1 protein-coding gene is annotated in these 205 nt (G+C 71.2%); it reads left to right on the top strand.

Annotation, left to right across the window (positions count from 1 at the left end; translation table 11 throughout):
- Positions 1 to 205 (top strand): hypothetical protein (locus IF37_RS43255; protein WP_367647157.1); only part of this gene is annotated, 205 nt, incomplete at both ends.

Genomic DNA, 205 nt, shown 5'->3' with positions numbered 1-205 from the left:
CACGCAGGCGGCGGCGGGTGTGGCGGGTGTGATCAAGATGGTGATGGCGATGCGGCACGGGCAGTTGCCGCGGACGCTGCATGTGGACGCGCCGACCTCACATGTGGACTGGTCGGCGGGTCGTGTCTCGCTGTTGACCGAGGCCCGGCCGTGGCCGGAGACGGGGCGTCCCCGCCGTGCCGGTGTGTCGGCGTTCGGTATCAGC

Source organism: Streptomyces sp. NRRL S-31 (assembly GCF_000718775.1).
GTDB lineage: Bacteria > Actinomycetota > Actinomycetes > Streptomycetales > Streptomycetaceae > Streptomyces.
Note: the sequence above shows the minus strand (reverse complement) of the source record. Positions and strands in the feature narration are given on the sequence as shown.